The following is a 24792-nucleotide window of genomic DNA, read 5'->3' on the forward strand; positions in this document are numbered from 1 at the left end:
CCGATCCCCTCCTAGTCCAGCTCTATCTGGCGTATCTTCCCGGTGATGAGCAGTTCCAGCCCAGTCATGGCCCGCAGCTCCAGCCCCTCGCCCGCTATTTTTACAATAAACACGCCGCCGCTGACGTGGATCTCCTCCTTACCATAGGCCAGGATACCCCTGTGATTCTCCATTCTCAGTTCCCCGTCCCCCACCAACTCCAGTCGGGGCAGTCCTGCCAGGGCGTCAGCGGGCAGGTCCAGGGCCTCCGCTGTCCGCTCCAGCAGACCGGGTCGCCGTGGCTTTCTATCCATAAAAAATCACCTCTCCCCTATTTGTATGAGGGAAAGAGGTGAAACTTGTGGGAAACCTTTTCTTTATCCCAACGGCTTTGTGACGCTGGGCCATCCCCCCTCCTCCAGCTCCATGGACACCGTACCCCAGCAGAAATATTGAATGGTCCAGGAGGCTATGGACCCAGGTGGCCGTCTCTCCACCTGGACCCAGACGGGAACCAGCGGGAGTCTGTCGGAGTATAGTCCCCGGCTGTACTTTATCACCGCCGCCTGAAGGTCGGGTGGCAGGGGCTCAACTCCCTTATGGTACCGCAGGAGGGGGTGACCGCACAGAAGGGCAAGCATTAAAATGACCGCACCACCGGCGGCGGCCCAGCGTTTCCTCCATTTCACTCTTCTGACCAAAGGAATCAGACTGGCGGCCAGGGCCAGGAGGGCAGCCAGCAGGGCAGCAGCTCCCGCTTGAACCGTCCACGCCGCCAGGGTAACTATCAATTCCATAGATCAACCCACCTTTTAGGCTGTTCCGTCATCCTCCAGCCGGGGCGGATCTCCGCCCACTGTGCTGTATATCTCTCGACTTCCCCGGAAAATCGGCCCGCGGTATTCGTAGTAGTCGTACATGGGGTCCAGAAAAGAGCGGTCAACCTCTACCAGCAAGCAGCCCTCATGGGCTAGTATTCTCTCCCCTCCGCCATAAGTGACAAAGATCCCCCACAGGCCCCAGAACAGGCCGACACTGGACAGGACCATAGCACACAGCACCAGGACCGCCTGAGGAACACGTTGCTTCCAACCCCTGACGGCCACATACCAAATACAGGCCAGAAAGCTCACTATTGCCGTCAGACAGAGGATCAGAGCAGGACGGTTTCTCCAGGCCAACCCCAACAGCTTATTTCCGCCCCACAGGAGAAGGAAGCTCCCCAGAGCAATTCCCGACAGCACCCAATAGCGCCGGTCCTTGCGGCGGATACTGTTCACACCATAGACTGCCGCTGCCAGCAGAGCTATTGGAAAGGCTATATAGGCAGTGCCCATCATAAGCAGCTCGTCCATCTCTTCGCCTCTATCAGACTTTTACGGCAGAAAGGGCCAGACAAAGTGAATATAGAGGGGGATCCCCACAACGGTCACCAGACAGAAAGTCAACAACAGTCCAAGCAGCACACGGCCGATATTCTCTTTCATCTCTTCTCCATCCTTTCCCTATTCATTCACTTCATAGTATTCTCCGTGGTACAGGTCATGGTCCCCCAGTCCTTCAGGGTAAGGAAAAGCCGCTCCCCCTGAAACTCCAAATAGCTGCGGGCCAACTCCCGCTGCCAGCAGTCAAAGAGAACAACAACGCATTCCCCCGTCCCAGCCAGCTCCAGGCCGTAACTCTCTCCACACTCTAGCAGCCCGCTCCCATCCTCACTGGAAACCGACTGTGTCTGGCTGCCTTCCGTCACAGAGATCCCATCGATCACTGCGGAGCTTTCATTTACCACTACAAGGTCGGCCTTCTCTCCGCCGCAGCCGGACAGCCAGAAGCCGACCAGGGAGCAGCTGGAGAGAGTCCCCACAAGGGATAGAGTCAGGAGTGCGGTCATTATCTGTTTTCTCATTTCTTTTCTCCTCTGTTCAGTCCTCTGTCCTCAGTGTCAACACCACCACCTCCGGCCTGTTTAAGAACCTGAATGGAAAGGTGCTGTTGCCCAGTCCCCGGGACACCACCAAAGTGGTGTCCTCCACTTCATAGAGCCCTTTGGTCAGTTTGGGCAGGAATCCCTGCCCCGGCGCATAGAGGCCGCCCACAAAAGGCAGCCGTATCTGGCCGCCGTGGGCGTGGCCGGAAAATACAAGGTCCGCTCCGGCCCTGGCGTAGTCGGAAATAAATTGGGGCTCGTGGGCCAGCAGGATGGATAATCCATCCGGAACATCCTCCATCAGCCAATCTACCGTTCCATCCCGCAGGCTTTCGTCTGACAGCCCAGCCAGCACCAGGCAGCTCTCCCCCACCGGAAGAACGGCGCATCGGTCCTCCAGCACCACGACTCCGGCCTCGGTCATCCCCTCCAGCAGCTCCGTCCGCTCTCTGTCTGCAATCGACCACTCGTGGTTACCGGTGATATAGTAGGTAGGCGCCAGCTCTGACGTCCCCTTTGCCAGCTCCAGAGCTGGGATCAGGTCCGTTCGGTTCCGATCCACCAGATCTCCTGTCATCAGGACCAGGTCCGGCTCCAGCTCCTCCACTAACTTCAGCAGCCGGCGCTGGCCATCCCCAAAGCGGTGGTTGTGCAGATCGGAGAGCTGGACGATGGTATATCCGTCCAACTCCCGCGGGACCTTCGTGGACGTAAACTCGTACCGGCTCACCGTCAGGCCGTTGTTCTGCCACCAGAAAAAGGCCGCCAAAAGCGCCAAAGCAGCCCCAATCGCAACCATCTGTTTCCAGCGCCCTTCCCTTGTCTTCAACGCTTTTTCCTCCAAAATCCTAGAAGTCTGTTTCCAGTACATACAGCCTTCCCTGTTCCGTATCCATCAGAGCAAAGGTGCAGTTTTGCAGCACCGGGTTAAACTCACACTTTTTTCCATATTGCTCCTGAAACCTGTCCCGGTAAAACCAGAAGCCCCGTGGCTCCTCCGGCAGAGGGGGTATCTGTTCGCCGTTTTGCCGCCATGCCGCCCGAAACTGCTCCCACAGCTCCGGCTCTATGGGGCTCTCCCTCCAGCGCTGGGAGATATCGTCAATCAGCCCCTCCGCCTTATCGGGATCTGAACACTCCACCACAACTGTGAGCACCCCGTCGCCGTGGAATCCTCCGTGGCTGTCTTCATAGGTAATTGCCGCTCCTGCAGGCAGGTCGATCCCCAGTTGTTTTTCCAGATGTCTCTCCATTCCGGAGCCGCCCAGCCCCAGCTCCCCCAGAAGAACGCCGCACAGCAGCACCGCCAGCGATAAAATGATTAAAAGCCGTTTCATATTGCCTCCAAATTTTCCTTCCATCCGGTCTTGAAGCCCTCCTTTCCCCATAGGTCCAGCCGTGCTTTTTCAGGCCTCAGTCCCCATAGGTCCTGCTCTCCGTTACGGCCCCGTCCTCCAGATAGACAAACAGGTAGCCCCATCCCAACCCGTAGCTCCCGATGGGATAGGCCAAAAGCTCTCGCACTTCTCGACCGTCGGGTGTCAACCTCTCCTCCCGCTGGTCCCCATCGGTGTCCGGTCCCAGCAGGGACACCACCTCTTTCCTGGGACATCCCCTTCAAGCCGCCGTACTAAGTCAGCAGGTCGTCTACAATGTGGTGGCGCTCACCGGGCTGGGCTGCCCATCGCTCTGGAGTAAATTGACTCCGCTGCCACCACCAACCCAGAAATATCAGGGCCAGCGCCAGAAATAGCGCCAGCTTTTTGTGCCTTTTGATCCAGCTCATGGCTCCCCCTCCCCGTCAGGGACAAACTCCAGAATGTCCCCCGGCTGGCAGTCCAGGGCGGCACAGATGGCCTCCAGCGTAGAAAAACGGATGGCCCTCGCCTTGTTGTTCTTTAAAATGGACAGGTTCGCCATCGTGATATCCACCCGCTGGGCCAGCTCCCCCAGGGACATCTTTCTTCTGGCCATCATCACATCTAAATTGACTACAATCTTCACAGACCCGCCCCCTCAAATTGTCAGGTCCTGGTCCTCCTTCAGCTCCGCCGCCTGGCGAAACAGGGCGGACATAACCAGGAACAGCAGCCCGCCCATCAGGAAGATGGGGATGAACAGGGTGTTATAGGTATAAATAGGAGCCGTGTTTTTCAACCATATCAGCTCCCCGATCAGCCGCACCGCCGCCATCCCGGTGATAATCCAGCAGCAGACCGCCGCCCGCCTCATACTGCGGGCGTTGGCCATCTGGAACGGCATTCCCTCCAGAACGGTATTGAGTATCCCTTTGGCTTGCTTGAGAATCACAAAGCAGCACACACCGCAAATCAGCAAAAAAAGGGTGTACAGGGCGCAGACCGTATCCTGCCAGACCTCTCCCCAGCCGGCCAGAGCCACAAAAATTATGGGAATCACTATGTCGTCCTCGCCATACGGCTGAATCCGAAGCAGATGGAGCACCCGCTCTTCCAGAAACAGATGCAGCTCGTCCGCTGAAGTCACCAGCCAAGGTACGAACAACAGCGCAATTACATTCAGCACCATCATGCCAACGACCAGCATTTTCAGAACGCCTGCCAGCTTCTGTACCCCTGTCTTTTCCATGGAAGATTCCCCCTTTGCTACCCTAGCCTAGCACGCCAAAAACCGATTGTCAATATATTTTTATTGTTTTTCGATAAATTTTAAAGTTTAAATGTCCGGCACAGTACCGTGCCGGACCCTCATCCCGCGGTTTCAAGTGCACCGCTGTATTTTTTCAGTTCCTGCCGCCGCCGTCGCCAGTCCGGCATGAGTGTATCCATCCGGGCATAAAAGCCGGGGCCGTGATCGTGGTGAAGAAAGTGGACCAGCTCATGAAGCGCCACATAGTCCCTCAGCCCTTCTGGGCACCGGGCCAGAGCCACATTCAGGGTGATATACCCCTGGCTCCAGTGGCAGTTGCCCCACTGGCTTCTCATCTTCCGCAGCTTCAACAGAGGGCGTGCCACTCCAAGTCCCTCTACCAGAGGATAAACCCGGCCAACAGCATCTTCCAGCAAACGGAGGCACTCTTCTCTATCAGGGCCAGGGAGCAAAGGAACAGTTCGATCCGCCATACGAGCTCGCACATCCATAATCCAGCCGCCCTTTTGAGCAATCAGGTGGTCAGCCTGCTCCAGAGGACAGTGTGTGGGGATGGATAAAACTACCGTGCCATCTCGCCGAATGTGAAGATTCAAGTTTTTTACCCGCTTCTTCACCAGAAGGTATGTAATTGGACCCAAAGGCGTGTCCACCACCCGGTATCGCTCCATTGAGTTCCCTCCCTTTTCACTTGCACTGGCATAGAATCAGAATAGGCCCAGCACCTGTGGTGAAGGGCCTATTTTTATTCTATCAGGGCCTGGAAGAAAAAGCAAGGCGGCCAGCTCATACGCTGTTCTGCCCGTTTCTTTACTCGGTAATACCCAGTTGAGCTCTGGCGTTGACCAGCCAAGCCGGTTCTTTCTCACCACTGCCAGTCATGCTGTCATACACCTCAGCAGCACTCATGCCATCGGCGGCCTCCCACCGTTCCATCCAGCCGCAACGCTCAGGCTCACCTCCCACTACGACGACAGTACGGTTTCCCTCGTCGTCCTCTGAGCTATAAATATATGGAGTGCTCTCGTTGATCCGGTCTGTAATGTCTATATGCTGGCCATCAGCTACAAACCACAGCCTGCCAGCCTCCCAAGACACCACAAGAGGGGTACCCGCCTCGTCATACCCTGTGGATAGCGAGATACTCGCATAGTTTTCTCCAATACTTAACTGGCCGCCGGACATCAGGGTATAGATCTGCTCTCCGTAGGCCCAGCCTACCAGCGCCAAACAGGCCGCAAGTGCCGCGGCAACCAACCCGGTCCGCCGCGCTGTATGGCGTTTTCCCTGTACAGCAGTTATCACTCTTTTCTTAATCAGATCCACATCCACTTCGTGTTCCTCCTCCGGTATAAACTCCGTATCCGTGTATTGCTCCATAAGCTCAGAAATCTCAATTTTCCATTGGTTCATAACCAACCTCCTGTAAAAATCTCTTCAACCTCTCTCTGCCCCGACGCAGCCTCGTCTTGGCGGTAGACAAGTTGAGTTCCATCTCTTCCGCCGCTCTTGCCACCGTCTGGCCATAGTAGTAGTGACGCACAAATAGTTCCCGGTCCTGCTGGTCCAAGCTGCCAAGAGCCAGGGATAGTGTTGACCGCAGCTCCCTGTACTCCGCTTCACTCTGGGGGAGGTCCGACTGCAGTAGTAGGATATCCTCCTCTAGGGGCAGGTCCTCTCGATGACCTCGCCGGCGGTTGAACGCCCGGTTTCGTGCTACTGTGGACAGCCACCCCTTCACCTGCCCTGGCCGGAGCTTTTTCCGGTTGTCCCAGGCGGCCAGAAACACGTCGCCCGCCAGTTCCTCCCATTCCTCTGGGCGGCCGGGTAGAATACGGGCCGCCACCCCACAGACATAGGGAGCATAGCAGTCTATCAGGGCCTCCAGCGCGGCTGGGTCTCCCCGGTTCAGTCTGAGCACGATCTCTTCCTCCAGAATATTTCCCCCCTCCTTTCTGTTGAAACGCGCTTCAACTATCATAACACCGCAGGGTCTGGTTTGGTTTCATCTCCACCCCTCGATTTGAAACATTTTTTTCAGGACAGGCATCCTTCTCCCCTTTCAGCCATATGCTTTGTTCCGGGAGGTGATAGTTTTGGGTCGGATTTTGGGCAAGCAAAGGTACAGGGACATTCTGCTCGGTCTGGGGCTGCTCCTTTCCGCCGCCGCCCTTGTGGTATGGCCACAGCAGTCCATGGGGGCCATGAAGGATGGACTGAAGCTGTGCGCCAATGTCATCGTCCCCTCCTTGTTTCCATTCTTCGTTTTGTCCTCCTTAGTAGTAGAACTTGGAATGTCCCGCTATCTTGGCAGGCTTCTGGAGCCGGTCATGGCACCTCTGTTTCGGGTCAATGGCAGTTGCGCTACCGCCCTAGCCCTGGGGTTTGTGGGCGGCTACCCTGTGGGGGCCAGAACAGCCATCAGCCTGTATGAGAATGGCCAGTGCTCCAAAACGGAGGCGGAACGGATGCTGGCCTTCTGCAACAACTGCGGTCCGGCCTTTATTCTGGGAGTGGTGGGCACTGGGATCTTTGGCAGCGGCCGAGCGGGACTCATGCTCTATTTCGCGCATCTGGCCGCCTCCCTTCTCATTGGGTTACTCTTCCGGTTCTACCGGCCGGAGGAAGGTCCCCGCCGTTGGAGGCAGGCTGGGCCACAATTTCAGGCCACCAGTTTTCCCGCCGCCTTTACCCGTTCTGTCACCGGGGCACTTCAGTCCACCCTCAACATCTGCGCTTTCATCCTTTTCTTTACGGTTGCCATTCGTATCTTCACCTTTTCCGGTCTTATGTCTACCTCATCCGCTCTTCTGTCCACCCTTCTCTCCCCCTTTGGCCTGTCCCAACAGTGGGCCCAGAAGCTGCTCACTGGACTGCTGGAGATGTCCTCCGGTGTGTCCTCCCTCACGGAGGGGGCCCTGACCGGCCGGCTATCCATGGCCGCCTTCATGCTGGGCTGGGCAGGAGTGTCTGTCCACTGCCAGGTCATGGCCTTTCTGGGGGACAGCGGCCTGTCCCTGCGCACCTATGTGGCCGGGAAGCTGCTCCACGGCGCTCTGTCCGCCGCCCTCATAGGCGGGCTGCTCTGGTTCTTTCCCCAGGAAATATCCGTCGCCTCCTACCTAGTGGAACAGACCGAGGCCATTGCTACCCTGGACTTCCACCGTGCTCTCACCATTTCGGCCGCCTGGGCCTGGGGGATGTGGCTGGTCTTTTTTGCCCTGGCTCTGTATGTGCTAAAAAAAAGCAGTGGAAAAAGGGGAAGATCTGTATTATAATATGGGCAAGATGAAAAAAGGAGCGGCCCGCCATGAATTTGTTTCAAAAGAAAATCGAGCCCAGATGCGCCTACTGCGCCCACGGCCGCACGCTGAACGAGGACCAGGTGGCCTGTCCCAAGCGGGGCATTATGTCCCCCAGCTCACACTGCCGTTCATTTCAGTATGACCCCCTTCGTCGGGTTCCTCCCCGCCCCACCAAACTGGCCACCTCGGTACTCACGGATGAGGATTTTAAGTTGTAAGCGCCCTTTCTCTCCCGTCTGTTCCAAACAAGAAAAGGACCCGGCGCTGTCGAATGACAGCGCCGGGTCCTTTTTTCTGTCTGCTGGGCCCGATCAGCCCTTGCTCTTGATGTACTGGTCGATGGACTTGGCGGCACTCTTGCCCGCCCCCATCGCAAGGATGACCGTTGCGGCGCCAGTAGCGGCGTCACCGCCGGCAAAGATGCCGGTGCAGGAGGTACAGCCGTTCTCGTCCGCCGCCACACAGCCCTTTCTGGTTTTTTCCAGACCGGGAGTATCCCCATAGCTCATCTGGTTGGCCTGGGTGCCCAGGGCCATAATGACCGCGTCCACTTCCATCTTGAACTCGCTGCCCTCGATGACCACAGGGCGGCGGCGGCCGGAGGCGTCAGGCTCGCCCAGCTCCATCTTGACACAGGTGATGGACTGGACATGGCCCTTCTCATCTCCCTCAATGGACACAGGGTTGGTGAGCAGGTCAAATACGATGCCCTCCTCCTTAGCGTGGTGGACCTCTTCGGCACGGGCTGGGAGCTCCGCCTCAGAGCGACGGTATACGATATGGACATCGGCTCCCAGGCGCTTGGCGCACCGGGCGGCATCCATGGCCACGTTGCCGCCGCCCACCACAGCCACCTTCTTGCTGTGGAGGATGGGTGTCTCGGCATCGGGCTTATATGCCTTCATCAGGTTGATACGGGTCAGGTACTCATTGGCGGAGTACACACCCACCAGGGACTCTCCAGGGATCTTCATAAACATAGGCAATCCGGCGCCGGAGCCGATAAAAACAGCCTCATAGCCCGTGTCGAACAGTTCCGTAATGGTCAATACCTTGCCGATCACCATATTTAGCTCGATGTCTACCCCCATCTTCTGGAGGTTCTCCACCTCACGCTTCACGATGGCCTTGGGCAGACGGAACTCGGGGATGCCGTAGCTGAGAACGCCTCCAGGGGTGTGGAAGGCCTCGAACACGGACACGTCATAGCCCATGCGGGCCAGCTCACCAGCACAGGTCAGGCCGGCAGGGCCGGAACCAATGACCGCCACCTTGTGTCCATTCTTGGGTGCGGTGGCCACATTGGCGATGCCATTGGCGGCAGCCCAGTCGGCCACAAACCGCTCGATGCGGCCGATAGACACGGGCTCACCCTTGATGCCACGGATACACTTGCCTTCGCACTGGGTCTCCTGGGGGCACACCCGGCCGGAGATGGCAGGCAGGGCATTGGCGTCGGACAGAAGCTGATAGGCGGCTGCCAGGTCTCCCTCGGCCACCTTAGCGATAAAGTCAGGAATGGGAATGCCCACCGGGCAGCCACTGACACAGGGCTTATTCTTACAGTTCAGGCACCGCTGTGCCTCGTTCTGAGCCTGCTCCATGGTGTAGCCCAGAGCCACCTCCTGGAAATTGGCGTTGCGGACATTGGGTTCCTGCTCCGGCATCGGAGTCTTGTTCATCTGCATATTAGCCATTCATGGCACCTCCTCCCAGGCGGCAGAGATGCTTCTCCTTCGCCTTGGCCTCATGTTCCTTATAAGTGGCGTTGCGGGCGATAACTTCATCAAAATCAACCTTATGGCCATCAAAGTCGGGGCCATCCACACAGGCGAATTTCACTTCGCCGCCCACAGTGAGCCGGCAGCCGCCGCACATCCCGGTACCATCGATCATGATGGGGTTCATGCTGACGGTAGTAGGGATGCCGTACTTTTCTGTCAGCTTGCAGGCAAATTTCATCATCATCAGGGGGCCAATGGCGAATACATGGTCAAATTTGACCCCGCTGTTGATCAGCTCCTCCAGCTTTCCGGTGACGAAACCGTGGTAGCCGTAGGTGCCGTCGTCGGTGCAGATGTGCAGGTCAGTACAGGCCTGGCTCATCTCCTCCTCTAGAATGACGATATCCTTAGTCTTAAAGCCGCCGATCAGGTCCACCTGGTTCCCGGCCTCATGGAGCGCTCGGGCCACAGGCAGTGCGATGGCACAGCCCAGTCCGCCGCCCAGAACGGCTACACGGCCCAGGTCCTCTACCTCAGTAGGCTGTCCCAGAGGGCCCACAAAGTCGTGGAGGCAGTCGCCCTCGTTCAGCTCGTCCAAAGCCAAAGTCGTGCCGCCGATCTTCTGGTAAATGACGGTGATGAGCCCATCCACCGCACTGGAGATGGTCAGAGGAATACGCTCCCCCTCCTCATCCACGCGCAGGATAATGAACTGACCAGCCTTTGCTTTTGCGGCTACCAGCGGCGCGTACACCGAGATCTGGCCGATCTCTGGTGTCAGCGTCTTTTTCTTTGCGATCTCATACTTCTTCACTGCGGATCCTCCTTGTTGAATTGTTTACCGGGATCCCCCCGGCGCCCAAACTCCTTATTTTACGCGGCCCCTGCCGCGGGGATCACATCATTCTTCTCCAACGGTGCCCACGCCCACCATAGCGTCGGTTTCTCTGGCGCCGCGCTGCCCAGCGGACCAAAACGACCACCAGGGCAGCGACCAGGATCAGCACCAGCAGCGCCACCAGTGTGATCCAGTTAGGACGTTTCAGCAGCTCGACCGGATTCCAGCTTTGGCTGACATCCTTCCGCCCATCCGGGCCTGAATAGCGTTCAGGCAATCCATCCTCTGCGAAGGACTGTAGATAGGCCGCCAGAGCGTACCACTCCTTTACCTCATTCCCATACTGGTCGTAAATGATACGCTGGGTGAAGTCGGTGACAGGCTGGCCGTTCTCGTCCTTGGGCTCAATCGATAGCAACCCAAAAGATCGTTCCTGGATGGTACCCAGCATCTGGGCCGAGTACATCCCGGTGACTACCCGGTAGAGTTGGTCGTCGTCTATCTCTGTGTATTCACGCTCCTGCCGTGTCACGGAGAAGCCCACGTCTTCCGCCGAAGTCCCGCCTCCCAGGACCGGTGCTTTCTCAGTCCGGCTTTTATCCTGGTATATGCGCGCCTCAGTCACCCGGTTGAAGAACATCCGGTGTGTGTTGAAGGAATATTCCATTCCAGCCATATAGAGCTGGGCAACCGGCATGATGGGGGTGACGGAAGCGTCCACCTCCGTGACCGCTTTCAGCTCTTTTCCGGTAAGATAACAGGACACCAGGGGATAACCTGAGGTCCCGTCCGCTCCCACACCCATGGACAGCACATCAAAAGCCATAGAGGTGGTGACCTCTCCGGCGTACAGTGGGGCACGGAGGACCCCGTCGGCCGTAACAGTCACTACAGGCCCATCCGGTGCGTCGGCCTCTAAATTCTCCACCGCCCACAGGAAGGAATCCGCTACCAACTCACCTAGGGCGTTTCCAGTTTGTATGCCGGGCTCTGGGGCCGTGAGGTCAAAGTCTAGAGTGGTAAGCACCTGGTCATAAGACAAACCATACCGGGACAGATAGCCGCCCTCCACCAGCCCCTTCCACTCCTCCACTAGAGCCGATATCTCCCCGTCCTCTGGCATCGTCTCGTCGATGGGGATCAGCCGGTAATCGGCCAGTTCCTTCCCTTGTGCTGACCAATTCAGAGTGATGGAGCCCAAATTCTCACAATAAGGACCGGAGGATACGATATAGGTGTCCCCAACCACCAGCGGCTCTTTCAAAGTGGTATGGGTATGGCCGGAGATGATAAGGTCAATACCCTCCACCTCTTCGGCCAGCCGCTCATCCTCAGACAGCTTCTTTTTTTCGTTGGTCCCACTGTGGGACAGGCAAATAATGAACTCCGCCCCCTGGCTCTTCAAGGCATCCACGCACCGCCGGGCATTTTCCTCCACATCGCCCAGAACAAAGCCAGAGGCGGGGGCACATGCGGCGGAATTTTCTCCCATCAATCCGAAAATACCATAGGTCACGCCACCCCGCTCCAGCAGCATATAATCCTGAACTCCGTATGCCGCCATGGCGCGCTGGATATTGAGCTGATCCGGATTTTCAGGAGACGGCTTGTAATTTGACATGAGCAGCGCCGGCGAGGGTTCCCCACTGAGGACCACCGCGTTAAGCATCTGAGCAAAGCCCATCCCCTCGTGGTCAAACTCGTGGTTGCCGGCGGTAGCGGCATCATAACCCAGGGCACCCATGGTCCGTAATTCCGCTCCCTGAGTGGTGTACATCGTCTGGATCAGGGACCCGATGGAGAAATCCCCTCCGTCCAGTACCAGAGCATTAGGATAGTTCTCCCGCTCCCGGTCCAGGGCAGTCTTCAGCCGGGCATAGCCCCCCGATTCCCCTCCCGTTCCATCCGCCTGGGGCAGAAAATGGGAGTGGAGATCGTGGGTAAACAGAACTGTGGTAGTATTGACCTGGGACGCATCCTCCGCCCCCGCCTGGACCGGCGCCAGCGGAAGGATGAGCAGCAGGATCAGCACCAAAGTCGAGAAACGGCGGAAAAAGCCCAAGCCGGCACCTCCAACTGATACAGATATTTTGCCATATCTAGCTGATTTTTGGATTCTCATATCTTGCTATTTTCTTGTCGAATAATCACATTTTTTGCAATTTTTAACGAAAAATGCGCAAGATTTCCGTCAAAATTTGATATTTATTTAACAAATCAGGTCATGGCACACCGGCCGGTAAAACAGGGCTCTGACCCCCTCCGGACTCTGGGTTTGGCCCAGCACCCACATGAGCTTGGCGGTGGCCCCCTCTAACGTCATGTTATATGCCTCCAGCAGTTGGAACTTCTCCTTGACCTGCTGGCCCACCTGATAGATGGCCATATCGCTGCCCTCATAGGGCACCTGGGTCATCATCACGATGGTCCTCCCAGCGTCGAGCCACTCTCCAATAGCCTGGGCCAGTGGGCCGCTCTCCCCGCCCGGCAGGCCGCCCACCCCAAAGGACTGGAGGATGACCGCCTGGTAGCTGTCCTTCAGCCGCCGCAGCCCCTCCGCCCCCATGCCGGGGATCAAGGTAAGCAGCAACACCCGCTCCTCCAGCTTGTCATAGAAGGTGGGCTTCGCCCCATCCATATACTGTCTTGGCGCCAGGTAGCGGATCAGCTTGCCATCTCGGATAACGCCAATCTCCGGATAATCCACGCTGGAAAAGGCGTTATAGCTCTTGGTCCGCTCCTTCCGGGCCCGAGTGCCTAGGATGACTTTTCCATCAAAGACCAGACTGACATCGTGGGAATCATCATCCGCCGCATAGAGGAAGCTGTTATACAGGTTCATCCGGGCATCAGTGTCGTGCAGACAAATGGATTTTTGGGAGCCTGTGATAACGATAGGCTTGGGGGAAGCCTGGATCAGATAGGATAGCGCGGCGGCAGTGTAGGCCATGGTATCGGTGCCATGTGTGATCACAAAACCGTCATACCGGTCGTATCTCTCCCGGATGACACCGGCCATCTCCAGCCAATGGGCAGGACCAACATTCGTGCTGTCCAGGTTCATGAGTTGGACAGCCTCCACCCGGCACAGGCTGCCCAGACTGGGGACATAGCTCAATATCTCCTCTGAGGTAATGGCAGGACTCAACCCCCGCCCGCTCTCCTTGGACGCGATGGTGCCGCCGGTGGCCAGCATGAGGATATGCTTCATCGGCTCTCAGCCCTCCCCATCCAGAAATATCTCCACCGGACGCCGCTGAGAAAATTTCTCCGTCAGTCGGCTGGCCAGGGCCGAACTGTTATACCCAAGCGCCCCCACGGGACACTGGGCCGCGCAGGCCATACAACTGATACATTTGGACATATCCCATAGCAGTGTCTGCTGGTCCATGGCCCCTGTTGGGCAGACCTGGGCGCAAAAACCGCAGCCCAGACAGATATCCCAATCCCGGTCCTTCTTCACTGGAACGGCGGGCCTGGGTACGGGCTCTGAATCTCCTGGAACGTCAGCCTCTGCCCAGCTCAGTTGATCCAGCTTCTCCCTAACTCCCCTGGCAAACTCCGTCAAAACAGCCATATCTTCTTCATCAGGCCGGCCCGCTCCAAGGGTAGGGGCAAAGATGTGGGGCGTGACGACAGCCGCCCCGCCTACACATCGGAACCCCTGTGCCCCCATCCGCCGCTTCATCTGGGCCAGCGTATCGTCATAGTGTCGGTTCCCGTAGGCGGCTACTATGACACAGGGAGTGTTTTCTCCCCTAAGTCCATCCAGCAGTCCGGGGATAGCAGGCATCTGCCCGGCATACACCGGCAGGCCGAGCACCAGCAGCTCGTCCGGTCCATAGTGGGCGGCGCTCCGTTCCCGGCCGCCCAGGTCCAGCAGCTCCGCGGGGCCAAACAGGCCGCAAATCAGCTCCACAGTCCGCCGGGTCCCTCCGGACGGGCTGAAATACGCGCCTTTTACCTTCATGATATCCTCTATCCTCCCCAAAACCAGTCCGCTTTTTCCTTACAAGCACTGTAAATATTTCCCATACAGAGTCATGGACAGCTCGCTGCCAATAGTATGGACCTGCTCCTCTGTGATCCAGCCCTCGTAAAGGCCCAGTTCCTCCAGACAGCCTACATAGCGCCCAGTGGTATCCTGGATATTGCGGATGGTCTGTCCCGCCTCCAAAAGGCTGTCGGCGGTACCGGCGTCCAGCCAGGTAAAGTTCTTTTCCAAAGGGATGACCTGAAGTTCCCCCCGGTGGAGATATTCCAGATTCACATCGGTAATCTCCAGCTCTCCCCTAGCGGACGGCTTCAGGTGGCGAGCGATCTCCATAACCTGGTGGTCGTAGAAATAGAGCCCCGGTACAATGTAGTTGCTCTTAGGATAGCGAGGTTTTTCCTCAATGGAAATCGCCCTGCCGTCCTTGTCAAACTCCACTACACCAAACGGGCGGGGATCTTCTACCCAATAGCCGAAGACAGTGGCGCCCCGGTCGTTGGCAGCCGCCCGCTTCAAAGTAGCCGCCAATGTGGGGGCATAGAAGATGTTGTCCCCCAGCACTAGGCAGACGCGGTCGTTCCCCACAAAACTCTGACCAATCAGCAGCGCGTCGGCGATACCCCGGGCCACCGGCTGTTCCGCAAAGGAGATACGGGTTCCATACTGACTGCCATCTCCCAGCAGGGCCTCAAAGGTCTCAATCTCTCCGGGAGGCACAATAACCAGAATGTCAGAGATGCCTGCCTGCATCAAAATGGCGATTGGGTAATAGATCAGAGGCTTGTCATAGACCGGCAGCAGGGGCTTGCACACCGGCTTAGTCATGGGGTAAAGGCGGGTCCCCTTCCCCGCCGCTAGAACGATACCTTTCATTTCTGTGCCTCCTTGCCTGTCCGCAGGACAAAATGTCCATACAGCTTTTCTTATTTTACCACGACAACAGCGCCTTTTTCAAGCCAGAAATCCGTTAACTGCCGGCAAGCAAAAACTGGGTGAGAAGCCTTGCTTCTCACCCAGTTCCTATTCTTTTAACCGGTCAGCCAAGGACGACCAGCAGGTCATCCGTATTGACGGCGGTGCCTACCGCAGCAGAAACAGCCTTGACCGTACCATCCACAGGTGCGGAAACCTCAATTTCCATCTTCATGGCCTCCAGAACCACCAGGACATCGCCTGCCTTCACAGACTGGCCCACAGAGCACTCCACCTTAAAAATGTTGCCAGGCATGGGGCTCTTGACTGCCGTCTCACCGGCGGCCACGGCGGCGGCAGGAGCCGCAGCGGGAGCAGGCGCTGGGGCGGGAGCGGGAGCGGCGGCAGGAGCAGCCACAGGGGCGGCCGCGGGAGCAGCAATCACAGGGGCAGCCGCCACAGGCGCGGCGGGAGCAGCCCCGTCAGCTCGCTCAACGGCCACCTGGAAGGGCTTGCCGTCGATGGTGATGGTAAAGGTTCCGGTGCAGTCGCCGCCCTGAGCGCCCATTACCAGGTGGGGGGGCTGATAGGAAGCAGCGAAGGGCTCGATGGGGCGGGCAGTATAGCCATGGCCCGCGGGAGCGGACACGCCGGTGTAGTACACATGACCCTGCCAGGCAGGCAGGGGGGGCAGTTCGGGGGCCTTGGCGGCAACGGGAGCGGCCGCCTTCTTGGGCTCCTCCTTCTTGGGGAAGCCAGCCTCCCGGTCCTTGAAGAAGGCCATGGCCACCTGAGGGAAGGCGATGTAGGACAACACATCCTCATCGCTCTTGGCGGTGGCGCCCAGCTCCGCCTTGGTCTTCTCAAAGACGGGCTCCAGGGTGTCAGCATAGCGCCCTTCCACCAACGGGGTATCGCCCAGGATCTTCTTCTGGATCTCTGGATCAATGGGGGCGGGTGTACGACCGTACTCACCGCGGCAATATGCCTTGATCTCCTTGCCTACCACCTTATAGCGCTCGCCGGCCAGAACGTTCTGCACAGCCTGAGAACCCACCATCTGGCTGGTAGGGGTAACCAGAGGAGGATAACCCAGATCCTTACGGACCTTGGGCGTCTCGGCCAAAGCCTCGTCCAGCTTGTCAATGGCGTTCATCATCTTCAGCTGAGAGATGAGGTTAGACAGCATACCGCCGGGGATCTGATAGTTCAGACACTGGGTATCGGTAGCCATCGAGATGGGGTCCAGAGTGCCGTCCTTCAGGAAGTCAGCCCGGACATTTTTGAAAAAGTCAGCCATCTTGATCAGCACCTTGTCGTCCAGATCCACCTGGAAGCCCATTTCCCGCAGAGCATAGGCCATGGTCTCGGTAGCAGGCTGGGAGGTACCGCCGGACATGGGGGAGATTGCGCAGTCCAACACATCGGCGCCCGCCTCAACACACTTCATATAGGTCATGAAGGCCAAGCCGGTGGTACAGTGGGTATGGATGACAACAGGCATATCCGGTTCGGCGTCCTTGATGGCAGACACCAGATTATAAGCCTCCTGGGGTCCCATAATACCGGACATATCCTTGATACAGATGGAGGAAGCACCCATATTCTTCAAATCCTTCACCATGCCCACAAAAGTGTCCTGGGTGTGGACCGGGCTGGTGGTGTAAGAGATGGTACCGGAGGCATGGGCCCCCTGCTTGACGGCCTCGTCGATGGCGACCTCCAGATTACGCACGTCGTTCAGGGCGTCGAAAATACGGATGATGTCGATACCGTTTTTGACTGAGTACTCCACAAACTTACGAACTACGTCGTCCGGGTAATGCTTATAGCCCAGGATATTCTGACCACGCAGCAGCATCTGCAGCTTGGTGTTGGGCATCTTGGCACGGATCTTACGCAGCCGCTCCCAGGGGTCCTCCTGCAGGTAGCGCAGGCAGACGTCAAAGGTAGCGCCGCCCCAGACCTCAGCGGAGTAGAAGCCAGCCTTGTCCATAGTCTCCAGGATGGGCTCGAACTTGCTGTAAGGCAGCCGAGTGGCGATCAGGGACTGGTTGGCGTCACGCAGTACGGTCTCCGTAATATTTACTTTTCTCATGTTGATCGACCTCCGTATTGCTTTTTTTGCGCGGTACAAAATCAAAAAATCATCGCGCGGCACAATTTCAGCCGCCATCTAAAAAACGCTTACCGCTATTTTAGTATAATTTTTCCCATAAAGCAAGACCTCAATCAAGAATTATTCTGCGTTTTTCACTCCCTCTCCCTCTATCCGGGGGCGCTCTTTCCAGATGTATCGCTTCCTCTTACTTTTTAACAAAGAGCAGAAAAAGCCGCAGCATGGTCTTTTCAAACCTGCTGCGGCCTTCTGCCGCTTGTTCCCCGCGGCATGGGGATGCACTCCCCGGTCACCGATCACTGCACGAATCACCATCCTCATAGGAGTGATATCTGTCATACTCAAAGATTAAGTCATCCACGTCCACGTCGGCACGGACACGGGACCAGATATTGTTCACTTCACGCTTAGGCATCGTCATGCGGACACCTCCTTCCTTGTTTCTAAAATTAGGTATAAAAATACCACCGCCTGCGCCGCAAACGATGGAGCCAACATTCCAATATGTTGTGGATGCACGGACTGTCAGGTCCAATATCCGCGCACAGAATGTCGCCATCGCTTGCAGCTATAGGAGCCGCCCTGAGTTACATAATGATTTCGCTGATTCATTCCGCACGCCTCCTCTCTCATTCGTATCGCCGCCAGCATGAAAATGCCCGCAGACTGACAACCAACTTTGAATATTTCCAAAGCTTCGGCCGTTTCCGCGGGATGGCTAACGTATAGAATTGACTTTATACCGCACCAAAATAAAATCCAATTTCTTCGTTTTTGCCAGAACCACCAGGCTCTCCCCGCGGCAGCATCTTCCGCTGGTAATATTATTGTAAACCTAGGCAGCCCGTTTGTCAATCCTTTTTTGCAGGATTTTTCTGGTCAATCTGCAAGAGGGAGGGACCGTGCCTAGTCCCTCCCTCCGCTTCCTTATACGGTGGGCTGTTGGTTTGAATACTTGGTGTAAGCTTGGCTAATCTTATCCTGGGGCGCCTGTTCGGGACTGTACCAGCCCTTGCTCTGGGCTGTGGTGAACAGCTGGGTCTGGGTCTGGTGGCTCTGGTTAATCAGCTTGAGGAACTCATCCCGCAAGGGGACGCTCACGCACTCAGAGGCAAAAATACCGTAGTTCAGGGACATTTTCTTCTCACTATTCAGAAAATCTGTAATGCGTTCCTGGTCGTTCATGCTCTCGTCCTCCTTAGTGCAGATACTTCAGCAGGCAGGTGTAATTCTGCTGGTGCTGGCCAGCCAGGTTCTGGAAGCAGGTCTTCAGCTCCTGGTCGGTTGTTTCCTGGACGGCGGTCTGGTACTTGCTGTACAGCACCCGCTCGAAGTCCAGCTGGTCGGACAGGCCCGCCAGCTCTTTTGTGGTCAGATTGGGCATAGATGTTCCTCCTTTTTCTTGGGGAGATCCCCGTACTGGAAGTTAGTCTGCCCTGTTCATTCCCGATTATGCGGCCTCTTTGGTCTTCCCTCCCCATCAAATTCCCAGACCAGGTGAGGCCCGCCCTCCAGCCGCTCCAGGCGGGCCAGACAAAACAGGGCGTTCATCGGCACCGGCGCATTTGTACGGAAGGGCGCGGCCAGCCAGAATCCTTCCCGCCCCCTTCGGCATGGCATAGGGGAGCGAAGCTGCCCTCGGAGCACCGGGTCGGACACGAGCCGGTCCGGATGCTGTTCACAGTACCACCGCCCTCCCCTCTCCTCAGAAAAGGTAAAGGCCAGCGGCGCTTCGACCCGGAAGTCGGGCCAACAGCCTGCCCGCTCCAGTTCTCCAACGCTCAAGGTACGGCTCAATCGCAGGCGGTCTCCCTCAGGAACCAGGGTTCCCAGCAGCAGCTTTCCACCCCGGTCGCCGTGGAGCCATACCTTATATAGTCCCCTTCCATCAGATGGGCGCTCCGCCTCCAGCCGTACTCTAGGCCCCTCCTGACGCAGGAGCAGCGTCCCACCGCCGACCATTTCCATTCTCTGCTCCACTTGCGATGCCCCCTCTCCCTTTAGTCTATGCGGAAGGGGAAAGATTTTCTTCCCTTTCTCCTGTTTTTCAGTGATTTTTGTCCATACGGTGACCTTGTCACAGAATTTTTTCCCACACCGGGATAAATTATATTCAATAAGTTCTAGGGAGGCGTTTCCATGGGACCCTTTGATTTTTTTCTGCCGGGCAGGCGGCTTGCCAAACAACTGACCCAGTTAGACCAGTTGTCTGACCCCCTTCTGGTGGACGTCCGCACTCCGGAGGAGTTTCGTTCCGGCCATCTGCCTGGGGCCATTAATCTGCCCTTAGACCAGTTAGGGGCCGTCCCCCTTCCAAAAGGCCGGCCTGTCTTTGTCTACTGCCACAGTGGGGCCAGAAGCGCCCAGGCCTGCTCCACGCTCCGGGCCATGGGCTGCCAGGCATCTAATCTCGGCGGGCTTGCGGGTTACCGCGGCCCCTTGGAATAAGAGAGGAGTTTTATTATGAAAGTTGTAATCATCGGCGGCGTGGCCGGCGGGGCCACCGCTGCCGCCCGGCTCCGCAGGCTGGACGAGACTGCGGAAATCGTGATCCTGGAGCGCACAGGCTATGTATCCTATGCCAACTGTGGCCTTCCTTATTATGTAGGAGGTGTCATCCGAGCCCAGGACGCCCTTACCCTTCAAACGCCGGAGAGCTTTCGCGCCCGGTTCAACATCGATGTAAGGGTGGGCCACCAGGCTCTGGCCATCCACCAGGAGAGCCATACCATCACAGTCCTGGATTTGGCCAGCGGCACACAATATGTGGAAGGCTATGACAAGCTTATCCTCTCTCCCGGCGCGCGGGCGGTCAAGCCCGATCTGCCGGGCGTAGACGACTGCCGAGTATTCACTCTGCGCACAGTGGAGGACACCCTGCGCATTCGGTCTTACATCGAGTCGCACCGTCCCCGTTCCGCTGTGGTGGTCGGGGGTGGTTTCATCGGGCTAGAGGGGGCTGAGAATCTACTCCACGCTGGGGTTGCCACTACTCTACTCCAGCGGAGCGGCCAGGTTCTGCCACCTCTTGACTGGGACATGGCCCAGGAGGTCCACTCCTACCTCCGCGGTCAGGGGCTGGACCTGAGGCTGAACGCCGGAGTGCAGGGTTTCCAGGAGATGGATGGGCAGTTCTACACCCTAGTAAAGGACAGCGCCCCTATCCCCTCTGACCTGGTGCTGCTGGCCATCGGTGTCACTCCAGAATCCGACCTGGCACGAGAGGCTGGTCTGACCCTTGGAGCCAAGGGCGCCATCGTGGTCAATGAGCACATGGTCACCTCTGACCCAGATATCTATGCCGTAGGTGACGCTGTGGAACTGACTCACTTTGTATCCGGCAGCAAGGCCCTGATTGCCCTGGCCGGTCCGGCCAACAGGCAGGGCCGCATCGCCGCCGACCACATCTGTGGCCGGGAGAGCCGCTATGCCGGGGCACAGGGCTCCTCTATCATCAAGCTGTTCCACATGACGGCCGCCTCCACCGGTCTGAACGAAAAGGCCGCCCAGGCCGCTGGCATCCCCTATGATAAGGCGGTCACCTACTCCGCCTCCCACGCTACCTATTACCCCGGCGCTGAAAACATGACCATCAAAACCCTGTTTGACCCATCCAGCGGTCGGGTCCTGGGGGCCCAAATCGTAGGCTTCGGCGGTGTGGATAAGAGGATCGATGTGCTAGCCACCGCCATCCGGGCCAGGATGACCGCCGCCGAGCTAACTGAGCTCGATCTCGCCTATGCCCCGCCCTATTCCTCTGCCAAAGATCCGGTCAATATGGCTGGATATGTCATTGAGAACCTCCGGAATGGAGCCATTTCCCAATTCCACTGGTCGGACGTGGAGTCCATTCCAAAGGATGGCTCTGTCACTCTGCTGGATGTGCGCACTCCCCAAGAAGTGGCCGTCCAGGGCCTCATCCGTCCGGACGCTGTCAACATTCCCGTAGATGAGCTGCGGAATCGGATGGGAGAATTGGATCCCTCTAAACCCGTATACGTCAACTGTTACAGCGGACTGCGCAGCTACTTGGCCTGCCGTATGCTTGGCCAGCGCGGTTTCCAGTGCTCCCACCTCTCTGGCGGCTGGCGGTTCTGGTCCTATGTGACGACAAATCGGACCCACGAGGCGGCCCCTACCCACCCGTGCGGAGCAGCAATCGAAGAATAATCTGATTTTTACAGATTTTTTCATTTTTTTGTTGCATAACCATGAAAACCATGGTATACTACCAAGGCATTATGCGTGGGAGTGCGGATCTTTCGCCCGGTGCCCAGCCAGAAGTTGGGTTGGCGGAGGATATGATGCCCCCAGAAGAATTGAACTGAAAAACAGGAGGAAACAAACTATGGCAGTCGTATCTATGAAGCAGCTGCTGGAGGCCGGCGTTCACTTCGGCCACCAGACCCGCCGGTGGAATCCCAAAATGGCCACCTACATCTATACCGAGCGCAACGGTATCTATATCATCGACCTGCAGAAGACTGTGAAGAAGCTGGAGGAGGCCTACAATTTCGTCCGTTCTCTGGGCGAAAAGGGTGAGACTCTGCTGTTCGTGGGCACCAAGAAGCAGGCCCAGGAGGCCATCAAGGAAGAGGCCGGCCGTGTGGGCATGTATTGGGTAAACGCCCGCTGGCTGGGCGGTATGCTGACCAATTTTAAGACTATGCGCGGCCGCGTGGAGCGTCTGAACCAGCTGAAGAAGATGCAGGAGGACGGCACCTTCGATATGCTGCCCAAGAAGGAAGTTATGAAGCACCTGGGCGAGATCGCCAAGCTGGAGAAGTACCTGGGCGGCGTCACCGAAATGAAGAAGCTACCCGGCGCCCTCTTCGTGGTCGATCCCCGCAAGGAGCGCAACGCCATCAACGAGGCCCGCAAGCTGAACATCCCCATCGTCGCCATCGTGGACACAAACTGCGACCCCGACGAGATTGACTATGTCATCCCCGGCAATGACGACGCGATCCGCGCCATCAAGCTGATCTCCTCTGTCATGGCCAACGCCATCCAGGAGGGCAAGCAGGGCCAGGACCAGGCTCCCGCCGCTGAGGCCGAGGCTCCTACCGCTGAGTAAGCAAAAACTATCCCATCCGCATCACACAGCGCCCGCCCGCGCGGGCGGGCGCTGTTCTTATTTTGACATACAGCCGGGCCGGTGGGCCGGCTTGAGATAAAATGGAGGTAATTTATTATGGCTATTTCCGCAAAGGACGTACAGAAGCTGCGCGAGATGACCGGCGTGGGCATGATGGACTGCAAGAAGGCCCTGACTGAGTCTGAGGGCGATTTTGACAAGGCCATCGAGTGGCTGCGTGAGAAGGGCCTCGCCGCCCAGACCAAGAAGGCCGGCAAGGTGGCCGCCGAGGGTGTTTCCTACGCTGTTGTTACGGAAAAGGGTGTAGGCGTCATCATCGAGGTCAACTCCCAGACCGACTTTGTGGCCAAGAACGACGTCTTTAAGGATTTCGTTATGGCCCTGGCCGTGGTGGTAGCCGAGGAGGCTCCCGCCGATGTGGAGGCTCTGAAGGCCTGCCGCTATCCCGGCACTGAGCGTACCGTGGCCGATGTCACCGCCGACAAGGTGCTGGCCATTGGCGAGAACATCCAAATCCGCCGCTTCGTCCGCTATGCTGAAGGCGTCAACGTCCCCTATATCCACATGGGCGGAAAGGTCGGTGTGCTGGTCAATCTGGCCGTTGAGGGCATCGAGCCCCAGCAGGTCACTGAGTTGGGCAAGGACATCGCCATGCAGATTTGCGCTATGAACCCCTCTTACCTGGACAAGTCCGACGTTTCCCAGGAGGTGCTGGACAAGGAGAAGGAGATCCAGCTGGCTCTGATGGCCAACGATCCCAAGATGGCCGCCAAGCCCGACAAGGTGAAGGAAGGCATCGTGATGGGCAAGCTGGGCAAGTACTACGAGGAAAACTGCCTGTTGCAGCAGGCCTTTGTCAAGGAGAACAAGATCTCTGTGGAGAAGCATGTAGCCGAGATCGCCAAGCAGCTGGGCGGCAAGATCACTGTCAAGGCTTTCACCCGCTTCGCTACTGGCGAGGGTATCGAAAAGGCCGAGGATGACTTTGCTGCTGAGGTCGCATCCATGGTCAAGTAAGGAGTCTGTGACCTTTAAATGATAGGGGCCCGTGGTAAATACCACGGGCCCCTTCTTTTCCCGGTTTGCCATAAATACGGAAAAGCCTCTGGCATTGCCAGAGGCTTCACAGTTTTATTCAAGCTTTCGGCGGGAACGTGATTCCAGCCACCGACACATTGACCACTGAAACCTCTAAGCCGGTCATCGATTCAATGGCACTCTTGACACCATCCTGGATGGCCCTTCCAATCTCAGGGATGGTGTGTCCATAGCCCATCAGGACGGACAGCTCCACTTCCACTTTATCGTCCTCCATCCTGACATGCACGCCCTTAGCCAGGTTCTTTTTGCCCAGTAGCTCGGCGATATCACTGCCCAGATTGGCGGCCAGACCGCTGACCCCCTCCACATCCAGAGCGGCAGCGGCGGTGATGGCAGCCAGCACCTCCTCGGAGATATGGATATTGCCCAGCTCATCCGAGCGGGAAACGTACTCTTTATTCTCACTCATGGTTTGCCACGCTCCTTAGATCGCAGTTTTCATCAGAGAAGCCGGACGCCCCCAAGCGTCCTCCTTACTTCGTGCTTATTGTAACACAGTTCTCTCCGTTTGACAACTGCGGTCTGAAAACTTTCCCGCGCCTTGTCACTCCACCTCGATAATCTTGATCTGATCGGCGGTAAAACCGGCAGCCTGGTTGACCACGTCCACGATCTTGGCGGTATCTGCCTCCACCAATCCGCCCTCCGGCGCGGAAACAGCCAGCGACAGAGAGTTCTCTCCAATAAAGGCTACACAGTCTGTATAGCCCTTTGCCACCACCAGATTTTCAATTTGAGCTTCCGTCACCGTGTAATCGGCCATGGTCTGAATAGTCTCGTTGACCTGCTCTTTTACCGTTTCATCGGCATCCTCACGGGCGGCGGCGTCCTGAAGAAGGGACAGGGCGCTGTCCCTGGCCTGCTGCCGGTTGAGCCGGGCTGTGGCAAAGTAGTCGCTGGAGGCTGACGCCGTCCCTGTATCACTGGCCGTCCCGCCCACATCGGCGGTCCCGCTTCCATTGGACAGCAGAGGATCCTCTGTCTCTCCGCCTACCATGGTGGACTGGCCCAGCGTCTTGCCCGCCTGGGCCTCCTGCTCATAGTTCCAGTTCAAATAGACCGCCGCGCACACGAATAGGGCAATGGCCGCCACCACCGCATTGCGCTTCCACAGCTGGGACCAGCCGGTCCCCTTCTTACCCGTTCTCATGTCGATTCCTCCCTGAT

At 57.4% G+C, this 24792-nt stretch carries 32 protein-coding genes; 6 read left to right on the plus strand and 26 right to left on the minus strand.

Translation table 11 applies throughout. The features are described from left to right. Nucleotides 1–11 precede the first annotated feature (11 nt). From ACEVJK_RS06240 to ACEVJK_RS06300, 13 genes are all read right to left on the minus strand, one after another. Nucleotides 12–293, minus strand: coding sequence for a YabP/YqfC family sporulation protein (locus ACEVJK_RS06240; protein WP_147571952.1), 282 nt, complete (start codon nt 291–293; stop codon nt 12–14). Between the two features lie 63 nt (nt 294–356). After that, nucleotides 357–776, minus strand: a complete 420-nt coding sequence (locus tag ACEVJK_RS06245) for a hypothetical protein (protein WP_374740230.1) — start codon at nt 774–776, stop codon at nt 357–359. Between the two features lie 15 nt (nt 777–791). Then, nucleotides 792–1334: a hypothetical protein gene (locus ACEVJK_RS06250; RefSeq protein WP_340405781.1), complete on the minus strand. Its 543-nt coding sequence runs from the start codon at nt 1332–1334 to the stop codon at nt 792–794. Nucleotides 1335–1492: 158 nt separating this feature from the next. Beyond that, nucleotides 1493–1885: a hypothetical protein gene (locus ACEVJK_RS06255; protein ID WP_340405782.1), complete on the minus strand. Its 393-nt coding sequence runs from the start codon at nt 1883–1885 to the stop codon at nt 1493–1495. Nucleotides 1886–1901: 16 nt separating this feature from the next. After that, nucleotides 1902–2735, minus strand: coding sequence for a metallophosphoesterase (locus ACEVJK_RS06260; protein ID WP_240287532.1), 834 nt, complete (start codon nt 2733–2735; stop codon nt 1902–1904). Between the two features lie 19 nt (nt 2736–2754). Further along, nucleotides 2755–3243 (minus strand): hypothetical protein, encoded by a 489-nt coding sequence (locus ACEVJK_RS06265; RefSeq protein WP_240287530.1) that lies wholly within the window; start codon nt 3241–3243, stop codon nt 2755–2757. Nucleotides 3244–3319: 76 nt separating this feature from the next. Then, entirely contained in the window at nt 3320–3499 is a 180-nt protein-coding gene (locus ACEVJK_RS06270) for a hypothetical protein (protein WP_240287528.1), read from the minus strand. 37 nt (nt 3500–3536) lie between these two features. Further along, nucleotides 3537–3692 (minus strand): hypothetical protein, encoded by a 156-nt coding sequence (locus ACEVJK_RS06275; protein WP_240287526.1) that lies wholly within the window; start codon nt 3690–3692, stop codon nt 3537–3539. Then, a complete protein-coding gene (locus ACEVJK_RS06280; protein WP_186853259.1) occupies nt 3689–3910 on the minus strand; it encodes a helix-turn-helix transcriptional regulator in 222 nt (73 codons plus the stop codon). The genes ACEVJK_RS06275 and ACEVJK_RS06280 overlap by 4 nt, the downstream gene beginning before the upstream one ends. 12 nt (nt 3911–3922) lie before the next feature. Beyond that, a complete protein-coding gene (locus ACEVJK_RS06285) occupies nt 3923–4513 on the minus strand; it encodes a DUF2975 domain-containing protein (protein WP_147571959.1) in 591 nt (196 codons plus the stop codon). Nucleotides 4514–4632: 119 nt separating this feature from the next. After that, complete coding sequence (locus ACEVJK_RS06290; RefSeq protein WP_186853258.1) at nt 4633–5205, minus strand: M48 family metallopeptidase; 573 nt, start codon at nt 5203–5205, stop codon at nt 4633–4635. Nucleotides 5206–5344: 139 nt separating this feature from the next. Further along, on the minus strand, nt 5345–5947 hold the full coding sequence (locus tag ACEVJK_RS06295; protein ID WP_186853257.1) for a hypothetical protein: 603 nt from the start codon (nt 5945–5947) through the stop codon (nt 5345–5347). Beyond that, nucleotides 5928–6455 carry an RNA polymerase sigma factor gene (locus tag ACEVJK_RS06300; RefSeq protein WP_186853256.1) on the minus strand — a complete coding sequence of 176 codons (528 nt, stop codon included), beginning with the start codon at nt 6453–6455 and terminating at the stop codon, nt 5928–5930. Before ACEVJK_RS06300 ends, ACEVJK_RS06295 begins: the two co-directional genes overlap by 20 nt. Nucleotides 6456–6621: 166 nt before the next feature. On the opposite strand from ACEVJK_RS06300, the gene ACEVJK_RS06305 reads away from it, so the two are divergent. Next, nucleotides 6622–7812, plus strand: a complete 1191-nt coding sequence (locus ACEVJK_RS06305; RefSeq protein WP_240287523.1) for a nucleoside recognition domain-containing protein — start codon at nt 6622–6624, stop codon at nt 7810–7812. 32 nt (nt 7813–7844) lie between these two features. Next, on the plus strand, nt 7845–8057 hold the full coding sequence (locus ACEVJK_RS06310; RefSeq protein ID WP_147571964.1) for a hypothetical protein: 213 nt from the start codon (nt 7845–7847) through the stop codon (nt 8055–8057). 93 nt (nt 8058–8150) lie between these two features. Here the strand turns inward: ACEVJK_RS06310 and gltA are convergent, their stop codons facing one another. From gltA to ACEVJK_RS06365, 11 genes are all read right to left on the minus strand, one after another. Further along, the gene (gltA, locus tag ACEVJK_RS06315) at nt 8151–9536 is read right to left on the minus strand and encodes an NADPH-dependent glutamate synthase (RefSeq protein ID WP_374740231.1); all 1386 of its coding nucleotides are present in this window, start codon (nt 9534–9536) and stop codon (nt 8151–8153) included. Then, nucleotides 9529–10377 (minus strand): sulfide/dihydroorotate dehydrogenase-like FAD/NAD-binding protein, encoded by an 849-nt coding sequence (locus ACEVJK_RS06320; protein ID WP_147571965.1) that lies wholly within the window; start codon nt 10375–10377, stop codon nt 9529–9531. The genes gltA and ACEVJK_RS06320 overlap by 8 nt, the downstream gene beginning before the upstream one ends. Before the next feature lie 82 nt (nt 10378–10459). After that, the gene (locus tag ACEVJK_RS06325; RefSeq protein ID WP_340405787.1) at nt 10460–12463 is read right to left on the minus strand and encodes a metallophosphatase; all 2004 of its coding nucleotides are present in this window, start codon (nt 12461–12463) and stop codon (nt 10460–10462) included. A gap of 147 nt (nt 12464–12610) precedes the next feature. Then, nucleotides 12611–13612: an asparaginase gene (locus tag ACEVJK_RS06330; RefSeq protein ID WP_374740232.1), complete on the minus strand. Its 1002-nt coding sequence runs from the start codon at nt 13610–13612 to the stop codon at nt 12611–12613. A 6-nt stretch (nt 13613–13618) separates the two neighbouring features. Further along, the gene (locus ACEVJK_RS06335) at nt 13619–14371 is read right to left on the minus strand and encodes a 4Fe-4S binding protein (RefSeq protein ID WP_374740233.1); all 753 of its coding nucleotides are present in this window, start codon (nt 14369–14371) and stop codon (nt 13619–13621) included. A 39-nt stretch (nt 14372–14410) separates the two neighbouring features. Then, nucleotides 14411–15268 carry a glucose-1-phosphate thymidylyltransferase RfbA gene (gene rfbA / locus ACEVJK_RS06340; RefSeq protein WP_147571969.1) on the minus strand — a complete coding sequence of 286 codons (858 nt, stop codon included), beginning with the start codon at nt 15266–15268 and terminating at the stop codon, nt 14411–14413. A 163-nt stretch (nt 15269–15431) separates the two neighbouring features. Beyond that, complete coding sequence (locus ACEVJK_RS06345) at nt 15432–17405, minus strand: pyruvate carboxylase subunit B (RefSeq protein ID WP_340405791.1); 1974 nt, start codon at nt 17403–17405, stop codon at nt 15432–15434. 310 nt (nt 17406–17715) lie between these two features. Beyond that, nucleotides 17716–17847 (minus strand): hypothetical protein, encoded by a 132-nt coding sequence (locus tag ACEVJK_RS06350; protein ID WP_262670409.1) that lies wholly within the window; start codon nt 17845–17847, stop codon nt 17716–17718. Between the two features lie 506 nt (nt 17848–18353). After that, nucleotides 18354–18611, minus strand: coding sequence for a spore coat protein (locus ACEVJK_RS06355; RefSeq protein WP_147571971.1), 258 nt, complete (start codon nt 18609–18611; stop codon nt 18354–18356). Nucleotides 18612–18624: 13 nt separating this feature from the next. Next, nucleotides 18625–18810, minus strand: coding sequence for a spore coat protein (locus ACEVJK_RS06360; protein WP_147571972.1), 186 nt, complete (start codon nt 18808–18810; stop codon nt 18625–18627). Between the two features lie 56 nt (nt 18811–18866). Then, entirely contained in the window at nt 18867–19406 is a 540-nt protein-coding gene (locus tag ACEVJK_RS06365) for a hypothetical protein (protein WP_147571973.1), read from the minus strand. 159 nt (nt 19407–19565) lie between these two features. On the opposite strand from ACEVJK_RS06365, the gene ACEVJK_RS06370 reads away from it, so the two are divergent. The 4 genes from ACEVJK_RS06370 (at nt 19566) to tsf (ending at nt 23541) form a co-directional block, all read left to right on the plus strand. Further along, nucleotides 19566–19874, plus strand: a complete 309-nt coding sequence (locus tag ACEVJK_RS06370) for a rhodanese-like domain-containing protein (protein WP_186853250.1) — start codon at nt 19566–19568, stop codon at nt 19872–19874. 15 nt (nt 19875–19889) lie between these two features. Then, nucleotides 19890–21596 carry an FAD-dependent oxidoreductase gene (locus ACEVJK_RS06375; RefSeq protein WP_147571975.1) on the plus strand — a complete coding sequence of 569 codons (1707 nt, stop codon included), beginning with the start codon at nt 19890–19892 and terminating at the stop codon, nt 21594–21596. Between the two features lie 178 nt (nt 21597–21774). Next, nucleotides 21775–22503: a 30S ribosomal protein S2 gene (rpsB, locus tag ACEVJK_RS06380; RefSeq protein ID WP_147571976.1), complete on the plus strand. Its 729-nt coding sequence runs from the start codon at nt 21775–21777 to the stop codon at nt 22501–22503. A gap of 117 nt (nt 22504–22620) precedes the next feature. Then, nucleotides 22621–23541 carry a translation elongation factor Ts gene (tsf, locus tag ACEVJK_RS06385; RefSeq protein ID WP_147571977.1) on the plus strand — a complete coding sequence of 307 codons (921 nt, stop codon included), beginning with the start codon at nt 22621–22623 and terminating at the stop codon, nt 23539–23541. A 118-nt stretch (nt 23542–23659) separates the two neighbouring features. Here the strand turns inward: tsf and ACEVJK_RS06390 are convergent, their stop codons facing one another. Together ACEVJK_RS06390 and ACEVJK_RS06395 are read right to left on the minus strand one after the other, a co-directional pair. Next, complete coding sequence (locus tag ACEVJK_RS06390) at nt 23660–24034, minus strand: Asp23/Gls24 family envelope stress response protein (protein WP_147571978.1); 375 nt, start codon at nt 24032–24034, stop codon at nt 23660–23662. Between the two features lie 135 nt (nt 24035–24169). Next, complete coding sequence (locus ACEVJK_RS06395; protein ID WP_147571979.1) at nt 24170–24775, minus strand: SpoIIIAH-like family protein; 606 nt, start codon at nt 24773–24775, stop codon at nt 24170–24172. Nucleotides 24776–24792: the final 17 nt, after the last annotated feature.

Origin of the sequence: Flintibacter sp. P01028, assembly GCF_041925235.1 — a bacterium.
Lineage (GTDB): Bacteria > Bacillota > Clostridia > Oscillospirales > Oscillospiraceae > Lawsonibacter > Lawsonibacter aceti.

What these genes read in the sequence shown, in the direction of transcription:
- tsf (WP_147571977.1), top strand. Translation starts at nt 22,621, where the DNA reads ATGGCTATTTCCGCAAAGGACGTACAGAAGCTGCGCGAGATGACCGGC.
- ACEVJK_RS06360 (WP_147571972.1), bottom strand. Translation starts at nt 18,810, where the DNA reads ATGCCCAATCTGACCACAAAAGAGCTGGCGGGCCTGTCCGACCAGCTG.
- ACEVJK_RS06330 (WP_374740232.1), bottom strand. Translation starts at nt 13,612, where the DNA reads ATGAAGCATATCCTCATGCTGGCCACCGGCGGCACCATCGCGTCCAAG.
- ACEVJK_RS06285 (WP_147571959.1), bottom strand. Translation starts at nt 4,513, where the DNA reads ATGGAAAAGACAGGGGTACAGAAGCTGGCAGGCGTTCTGAAAATGCTG.
- ACEVJK_RS06240 (WP_147571952.1), bottom strand. Translation starts at nt 293, where the DNA reads ATGGATAGAAAGCCACGGCGACCCGGTCTGCTGGAGCGGACAGCGGAG.
- ACEVJK_RS06295 (WP_186853257.1), bottom strand. Translation starts at nt 5,947, where the DNA reads ATGAACCAATGGAAAATTGAGATTTCTGAGCTTATGGAGCAATACACG.
- ACEVJK_RS06395 (WP_147571979.1), bottom strand. Translation starts at nt 24,775, where the DNA reads ATGAGAACGGGTAAGAAGGGGACCGGCTGGTCCCAGCTGTGGAAGCGC.
- ACEVJK_RS06355 (WP_147571971.1), bottom strand. Translation starts at nt 18,611, where the DNA reads ATGAACGACCAGGAACGCATTACAGATTTTCTGAATAGTGAGAAGAAA.
- ACEVJK_RS06245 (WP_374740230.1), bottom strand. Translation starts at nt 776, where the DNA reads ATGGAATTGATAGTTACCCTGGCGGCGTGGACGGTTCAAGCGGGAGCT.
- ACEVJK_RS06375 (WP_147571975.1), top strand. Translation starts at nt 19,890, where the DNA reads ATGAAAGTTGTAATCATCGGCGGCGTGGCCGGCGGGGCCACCGCTGCC.
- ACEVJK_RS06275 (WP_240287526.1), bottom strand. Translation starts at nt 3,692, where the DNA reads ATGAGCTGGATCAAAAGGCACAAAAAGCTGGCGCTATTTCTGGCGCTG.
- ACEVJK_RS06350 (WP_262670409.1), bottom strand. Translation starts at nt 17,847, where the DNA reads ATGACGATGCCTAAGCGTGAAGTGAACAATATCTGGTCCCGTGTCCGT.
- rfbA (WP_147571969.1), bottom strand. Translation starts at nt 15,268, where the DNA reads ATGAAAGGTATCGTTCTAGCGGCGGGGAAGGGGACCCGCCTTTACCCC.
- gltA (WP_374740231.1), bottom strand. Translation starts at nt 9,536, where the DNA reads ATGGCTAATATGCAGATGAACAAGACTCCGATGCCGGAGCAGGAACCC.
- ACEVJK_RS06345 (WP_340405791.1), bottom strand. Translation starts at nt 17,405, where the DNA reads ATGAGAAAAGTAAATATTACGGAGACCGTACTGCGTGACGCCAACCAG.
- ACEVJK_RS06290 (WP_186853258.1), bottom strand. Translation starts at nt 5,205, where the DNA reads ATGGAGCGATACCGGGTGGTGGACACGCCTTTGGGTCCAATTACATAC.
- ACEVJK_RS06265 (WP_240287530.1), bottom strand. Translation starts at nt 3,243, where the DNA reads ATGAAACGGCTTTTAATCATTTTATCGCTGGCGGTGCTGCTGTGCGGC.
- ACEVJK_RS06310 (WP_147571964.1), top strand. Translation starts at nt 7,845, where the DNA reads ATGAATTTGTTTCAAAAGAAAATCGAGCCCAGATGCGCCTACTGCGCC.
- ACEVJK_RS06370 (WP_186853250.1), top strand. Translation starts at nt 19,566, where the DNA reads ATGGGACCCTTTGATTTTTTTCTGCCGGGCAGGCGGCTTGCCAAACAA.
- rpsB (WP_147571976.1), top strand. Translation starts at nt 21,775, where the DNA reads ATGGCAGTCGTATCTATGAAGCAGCTGCTGGAGGCCGGCGTTCACTTC.
- ACEVJK_RS06390 (WP_147571978.1), bottom strand. Translation starts at nt 24,034, where the DNA reads ATGAGTGAGAATAAAGAGTACGTTTCCCGCTCGGATGAGCTGGGCAAT.
- ACEVJK_RS06250 (WP_340405781.1), bottom strand. Translation starts at nt 1,334, where the DNA reads ATGGACGAGCTGCTTATGATGGGCACTGCCTATATAGCCTTTCCAATA.
- ACEVJK_RS06335 (WP_374740233.1), bottom strand. Translation starts at nt 14,371, where the DNA reads ATGAAGGTAAAAGGCGCGTATTTCAGCCCGTCCGGAGGGACCCGGCGG.
- ACEVJK_RS06255 (WP_340405782.1), bottom strand. Translation starts at nt 1,885, where the DNA reads ATGAGAAAACAGATAATGACCGCACTCCTGACTCTATCCCTTGTGGGG.